8 protein-coding genes and 1 pseudogene are annotated in these 6,546 nt (G+C 40.8%); 5 read left to right on the plus strand and 4 right to left on the minus strand.

The window, feature by feature from the left end; genetic code table 11:
- Positions 1–46: 46 nt before the first annotated feature.
- Positions 47–793 (minus strand): annotated as a pseudogene (locus MF4642_RS01410) (IS5-like element ISAba31 family transposase).
- Between the two features lie 80 nt (positions 794–873).
- On the opposite strand from MF4642_RS01410, the gene MF4642_RS01415 reads away from it, so the two are divergent.
- Complete coding sequence (locus MF4642_RS01415; protein ID WP_004696946.1) at positions 874–1,296, plus strand: hypothetical protein; 423 nt, start codon at positions 874–876, stop codon at positions 1,294–1,296.
- 112 nt (positions 1,297–1,408) lie between these two features.
- Here MF4642_RS01415 and MF4642_RS01420 read toward each other — a convergent pair whose 3' ends face one another.
- The gene (locus MF4642_RS01420) at positions 1,409–2,002 is read right to left on the minus strand and encodes a Maf family protein (RefSeq protein ID WP_004696948.1); all 594 of its coding nucleotides are present in this window, start codon (positions 2,000–2,002) and stop codon (positions 1,409–1,411) included.
- On the minus strand, positions 1,999–2,385 hold the full coding sequence (locus MF4642_RS01425) for a DUF2237 family protein (RefSeq protein ID WP_004696950.1): 387 nt from the start codon (positions 2,383–2,385) through the stop codon (positions 1,999–2,001). The genes MF4642_RS01420 and MF4642_RS01425 overlap by 4 nt, the downstream gene beginning before the upstream one ends.
- A 139-nt stretch (positions 2,386–2,524) precedes the next feature.
- On the opposite strand from MF4642_RS01425, the gene MF4642_RS01430 reads away from it, so the two are divergent.
- The 4 genes from MF4642_RS01430 (at position 2,525) to MF4642_RS01445 (ending at position 6,250) form a co-directional block, all read left to right on the plus strand.
- Positions 2,525–3,715 (plus strand): phosphoglycerate kinase, encoded by a 1,191-nt coding sequence (locus tag MF4642_RS01430; protein WP_078425058.1) that lies wholly within the window; start codon positions 2,525–2,527, stop codon positions 3,713–3,715.
- Between the two features lie 149 nt (positions 3,716–3,864).
- Complete coding sequence (locus MF4642_RS01435) at positions 3,865–4,140, plus strand: hypothetical protein (protein WP_004696954.1); 276 nt, start codon at positions 3,865–3,867, stop codon at positions 4,138–4,140.
- Positions 4,141–4,261: 121 nt separating this feature from the next.
- Positions 4,262–5,299 carry a class II fructose-bisphosphate aldolase gene (fba, locus tag MF4642_RS01440; protein WP_078425059.1) on the plus strand — a complete coding sequence of 346 codons (1,038 nt, stop codon included), beginning with the start codon at positions 4,262–4,264 and terminating at the stop codon, positions 5,297–5,299.
- Between the two features lie 93 nt (positions 5,300–5,392).
- The gene (locus MF4642_RS01445; protein WP_078425060.1) at positions 5,393–6,250 is read left to right on the plus strand and encodes a DMT family transporter; all 858 of its coding nucleotides are present in this window, start codon (positions 5,393–5,395) and stop codon (positions 6,248–6,250) included.
- 181 nt (positions 6,251–6,431) lie between these two features.
- On the opposite strand, the gene MF4642_RS17310 is transcribed toward MF4642_RS01445, so the two are convergent.
- A partial coding sequence (locus MF4642_RS17310; protein WP_413772799.1) for an IS3 family transposase occupies positions 6,432–6,546 on the minus strand: 115 nt, incomplete at its 5' end.

Here is a 6,546-nt window from a genome sequence, read left to right on the forward strand (position 1 = left end):
GTGAAGAAAAATAGGGTCTGTTGACATTTACTGTTCATAATTAACCCTATAAAGGTAGCCATAAAAATATACAGGCTAAAGCAACAGAACTTTGATAATTTCTTTTGAGCTTGTCATATCGAGTAGCTATTCCTCTAAATTGCTTTAATCTACAAAACATATTTTCAACTAAATGCCTGATTTTATATAAATACCAGTCCATATGGTCATTGTTCGATTGGCTATTTGTTTTCTTTGGTATATTCGCTTTAGTCCCTGTTTTCCTGATCTGTTCACGCAGTGGTTCTGAATCATAGCCTTTATCTGCACATACCACTTTTGTCTCTTTTAAATCTAATGTTGATATTAAATCAGGTGCAACTTTAACATCATGTGTGGTTCCATCGGTAATCATGAAATCAATAGGATTGCCATGTGCATCAACAATCAAATGTATTTTTGAGGAGTTTCCTCCTACACTTTTAGAAATAGATTGATTCGCTATGCCGACAGAATGTTGATGAGCACGTACATGAGAGCCATCAATAAAAATCCACTCCATATCGGGGCATGAGGCTAATAATTTGAATAATCTAAGTAACTAACCGCTGCTTGACCAACGATTAAAACGTTTGAAAATAGAGTTTGAATGACCAAAACAAGAAGGAATATCTCGCCACGGACAGCCTGTTCTAATTCTATAGAGAATAGCTTCAATAAAATTGCGTAAATTTGAGTTGTGGTGAATGGATAAATTACGCAGAATAACTTTCAACTTTTGCCAGTGTTGATCTGTCAGCATGGTACGAGGCATAGCGAATAGTAAAATTGGGTTTGGCGATTTGATTTTACTACTTCGCTATTTTTTTAAGCTAAAAGTGTCAACACACCCTAATGTTAAGTAAAGAAGATGCCGAGAAAATGGCGAATGAGATATTGCAAAAAGAAAGAGGGAAAAGTCAGTCCAAATTAGCGAAAAAATCATCCTCAATCGATAGGATATACAAAACAAAAAATTTGGCTAAGGTGCCGCAATATCAGCATATTTTACTTTTTAGACAAGCCAAAAGTCTTGCTGAAGATCATCCGCTATATAATAAAATGTGGTATGGCTATTTGGTATTGGCATTGTTATTTGTCAAATATCTCTTTAGACAGAGGGAAAATGTGAGTAGCTTTGACCCTAATAATATTGGTCTATTTTCATTTCTTATTCTTTTTATGCTGATTACGCTGTACCGTAGTCTATTCATTCGAATGTACTTTAAACGACTCATTCAAGCTTATCTCTCAGCAAATTCGTCTAAAAAGCTTTGAGCGATTGGCCATAATTATATTCATGATCTTGTTAAATTTAATATTCAGAATTGAACGGCAACATCTGCTGCCGTTCAATTTATTGGGAATCAACTAAAAACACTTCTAATAATTATGGCACAAGTACTTTTAATTCACGCAGAATATTGCATAACTGAATCATAGGCATACCCATCAACGTGGTTTGATCTTGTCCTATCATTTGTTCAAATAAGCTGATACCAAGGCTTTCACACTTGAAGCTTCCTGCACACATCAGTGGCTGTTCAATTTCAACATAACGCTGAATTTCAGGCAGTCCCAGTTTACGGAACTTAACTTTATAGTGCTCAACTAGACTACGTTCAAAACCTGTTGAGTGTTGCTGCACGCTGAGTGCGGTACTGAAGTAGACAATTTTGTCCGAATTGGCCTGTAGCTGTTTAATGGCTTTTTCAGTACTCAATGGCTTACCAATAAAAATATCGGGTGCACCTTCACGCCATGCCACTTGATCTGAACCAATCACGATTGCTTCAGGGTTTTGTGACGCAATGACATGCGCTTTTTCAAAAGCCAGTCGCTTGGCTAAATCATCGGCATGGCTTTCACCACGAGGCGATTCGTCTATATCAGGGACAACGCAGCGGTAGTCTAGGCGTAAACGGTTCATGAGGTCTTTACGAGTTTGACTGCTTGATGCCAAGATGATTTCTGAAGTATTCATTCGACTGCATATTCCATAAGCACATTCAGTGGTACATAGGACAGTACAGCTTGATGGCAAGCTTGAACTTTAACAGGAGGCGCAAAACCGGCCTGATAAGCTTCTACCCAACGGGTCACACAGATACACCAAAAGTCACCAGGTTGTAGACCTGGAAAGTCAACTTCAGGCACAGGGGTAATGAGATCATTACCTACACGCTGAGAAAAATTTAAAAACTCAGAGGTCATTTCAACACAGATCGTGTGTTGTCCCAAATCGGAAGGTGCTGTATGACAAAAACCATTACGGAAATATCCCGTAATCGGGGAATAACAACAGCTGGATAAAGGTTCACCCAAAACGTTTAAACGGTTTAGATTTGGATCAGGATGAATAGACATAAATGCTAAATCTAGTGAGACTTTTCACTATGATAGCAAAACTTTGCCTTTCGTTTGCTTTTCTGCAAAAGAAGCTAACCTTTTTCTGCATAATCATTTAAAATCGACGCGATTTTTATATATAGAAAGAGAGCTCTACATGAATTTTCAGCGTATGACTGACCTCGATTTAACGGGTAAACGTGTTCTTATTCGCGAAGATTTAAACGTTCCTGTTAAAAATGGTGTGATTACAAGTGATGCACGTTTACGTGCCGCTTTACCAACAATTAAAGCAGCGTTAGCACAAGGCGCTGCCCTAATGGTTTATTCTCACCTTGGTCGTCCAGTTGAAGGTGAGCCAAAACCAGAACAATCATTAGCACCTGTTGCAGCGTATTTGACTGAAGCATTGGGTCAAGACGTTCAATTAGTGACGGATTACCTTGATGGTGTTGAAGTGGCAGCAGGTCAAGTGGTACTCCTTGAAAACTGCCGTTTTAACGTGGGTGAAAAGAAAAACAACCCAGAACTTGCGGCAAAATATGCAGCACTTTGTGATGTATTTGTGATGGATGCATTCGGCACAGCACACCGTGCAGAAGCATCAACTGAAGGCGTGGCACGTTTAGCGAAAGTTGCGGCGGCTGGTCCTCTATTGGCGGCTGAGTTAGATGCACTTGGTCGTGCATTACAAACCCCTGAAAAACCAATGGTTGCTATTGTTGCGGGTTCTAAAGTATCGACTAAGTTAGATGTGTTGACATCACTTTCTGATATTTGTGATCAATTGATCGTGGGTGGTGGTATTGCCAATACGTTCTTGGCAGCAGCAGGCTTCAATGTTGGTAAATCATTGTGTGAAAATGATTTGATTGATACAGCAAAAGCAATTGCGGCAAAAGTTTCTGTACCGCTTCCAACGGATGTTGTAGTAGCTGATGCTTCTGAAATCGATTTTGCAGATTTCTTGGGTTCATTGGCTGCTGCTAAAGCAGTCGTGAAAAAAGTTGAAGATGTGACTGACAATGACATGATTTTGGATGTAGGTCCAGAAACAGCAAAAGCATTTGCAGACATTTTAAAAACGTCAAAAACGATTCTTTGGAATGGCCCAGTGGGCGTATTTGAGGTTGATCAATTTGGCGAAGGCACTAAAACATTATCTTTAGCAATTGCTGAATCTGCTGGCTTCTCTATTGCAGGTGGTGGTGACACTTTAGCTGCTATAGATAAATACGAAGTTGCTGACAAAATCGGTTATATCTCAACTGGTGGTGGTGCTTTCCTTGAGTTTGTCGAAGGTAAAACACTTCCAGCAGTTGCAGCGCTCATAGAGCGTGCACAATAATTATTGTGTGCTCATGCTGTTGTAAAAAGGTTGACTTCGGTCAACCTTTTTTTATGGGCTTAACAAATCTATTCATCATTCAGTCATGAAAATGAAATAATGCTGAAATAAACTATAGGGCATTAAATCATCTGTTCTAGGAAAACATTATGAATTTAAAAATGACCCTTGCTGCACTTTTGTTAGCACCATTGGCACTGACTGCTTGTAAGAAAAATGAAGCACCAGAGCAAACCGCTGCGGCATCTGAAACAGCAGCAGTTGAAGAAGCTGTAACGGCTGAACAACAAGCGGCAATTGATGCGATTGATCAGCCAGAGTTGGATGAAAAGAACAAAGACATTCCAGCTGAAGTTGCAAATGCACCAGCAGATGCTGCAACAGCGGATCCTGCGGTAGAGGCTTCGGCGGCTACAGCACACTAAATACACGCGAATTTTGTAAAAAGTCCCTGCAATTGCGGGGATTTTTTTTAAATAGTGTTATTTGTTGCTGAATTGAAACCTTTGAGCATGTAGAATATGTCGCATCAACTGGGAGGACATTATGGCTCTTATTTCATTGCGCCAGCTCTTGGATCACGCCGGCGAACATGCTTACGGCGTACCAGCATTCAACGTAAACAACTTAGAACAAATGCGCGCAATCATGCTTGCAGCAGATGCGACAAATTCACCTGTTATCGTACAAGCATCAGCGGGTGCGCGTAAATATGCAGGTGCTCCATTCTTACGTCATCTTATTTTGGCTGCAATTGAAGAATGGCCACACATTCCAGTGGTAATGCATCAAGACCATGGTACAGATCCAGACGTTTGCCAACGTTCAATTCAATTGGGCTTCTCATCTGTGATGATGGATGGTTCATTGGGTGCAGACGGTAAAACACCAACAACGTATGAATACAACGTTGATGTAACTCGTCGTACAGTACAAATGGCGCATGCATGCGGTGTTTCAGTTGAAGGTGAAATCGGTTGTTTAGGTAGCCTTGAGACTGGTTTGGCAGGTGAAGAAGATGGTGTAGGCGCTGAAGGTGTTCTCGATCATTCTCAACTTCTCACTTCAGTTGAAGAAGCACGTCAGTTCGTTGCAGATACCAATGTCGATGCACTTGCAATTGCAGTAGGTACTTCACACGGTGCATATAAGTTCTCTCGTCCACCTACAGGCGATATTTTGGCAATTGACCGCATTAAAGAAATTCATGCGGCGCTGCCAAATACCCACCTTGTGATGCACGGTTCAAGCTCTGTACCACAAGAATGGTTAGCGATCATTAACCAGTACGGCGGCGACATCAAAGAAACTTATGGTGTTCCTGTTGAGCAATTGGTTGAAGCAATCAAGCACGGTGTTCGTAAAATCAACATCGATACAGACTTGCGTTTAGCATCGACTGGTGCAATGCGTCGTATGATGGCTGAACAACCAAGTGAATTTGACCCTCGTAAATTCTTCGCGAAAACTGTAGACGCAATGAAACAAATTTGTGTTGACCGTTATGAAGCATTTGGTACTGCGGGTAATGCCGATAAGATTCGTCCAATTTCTTTAGAGAAAATGGTTGATCGTTATAAATAATTCTTTTTGAATAATTTATATTGGAAAAGCCCACCCTGATGTGGGCTTTTCTATGTGTGTTTACATTCGAGGCGACAATAATAAGAGTGTGCTATGGAACTGATATTTGCTGCGGCCTGTTGTAGTGTGGTGGTCTCCATTCTTTTAAAATGGGGTAAAAACAAAGGATTTGATCCGATCCAGATGATTAGCTGGAACTATGCTTCAGCCAGTTTACTGTGTTACTTCTGGTTTAAACCTGATCTAAGCCACGTTTCTATTTCAAATACTCCGTGGTGGCTGATTGTCGCGCTTGGTGTCTTGTTGCCGAGTGTATTTTTATTTTTAGCTAAATCTTTACAATATGCAGGCATTGTCAAAACAGAAATCGTACAGCGTTTGTCGGTGATTTTGTCTTTATTCGCGGCTTATTTTATTTTTCAAGAACAGTTTAATCAGCTCAAAATTGTTGGGGTGGTCTTGGGGCTTTCCGCCGTGATGTGCATTTTATTTACCAATACCTCTGGTGGTGGAGAAGGTCAAAAACAGGCCGTATGGTATTTAACACTAGTCTGGTTTGGTTATGCGCTGATTGATGTCTTGCTCAAATATACAACAGGGCTGGGTGTACAGTTTTCCGTTGCGTTAAACCTGATGTTTATTTGCGCATTTTTGCTGTCAGTCGGTTATGTTGCCGTGACCACGAAAAATATCGGTTTAACCAAGAACGTCGTGGCAGGCCTATGGCTTGGCGTGTTGAACTTTGCCAATATCGCACTTTATGTCAAAGCTCATCTGCTACTCAAGGACAGCCCAGCGGTGGTCTTTGCAGGCATGAATATTATGGTGGTGCTGTTAGGCGTATTCAGCGGACTACTTTTCTTTAAAGAAAAGCTCAAACTCGCAACAGCCATCGGACTGGTGTTGGGTATCACAAGCGTGGCTTGTTTAGCTTACGCAATGTCTGTTTAAAATAGTTCTGCACAAAGGAAAAAGGGTGTTTGAGTAGATCCTCAATCACTGCAATTCCTAATAACAGCCCTGGTTGCTCACAACTGGGGCAATTGGGATAGTGAGGGCGCATGATATGTTGATACTGACCTAAATAGATTTTTGAACCGTACCAGGTTTGTCGGAGACTTTTTTATTTAAGTTAGGCCACCTGACCTAACGGGTTAATCTTATCATAGTACATTGCTTCAAACTCAAAAGGCGATACATAACCCAGTGCACTGTGTACACGCTTTTTATTGAACCAATATACCCAG

The organism is Acinetobacter sp. MF4642 (assembly GCF_002018925.1).
Classification (GTDB): domain Bacteria; phylum Pseudomonadota; class Gammaproteobacteria; order Pseudomonadales; family Moraxellaceae; genus Acinetobacter; species Acinetobacter johnsonii.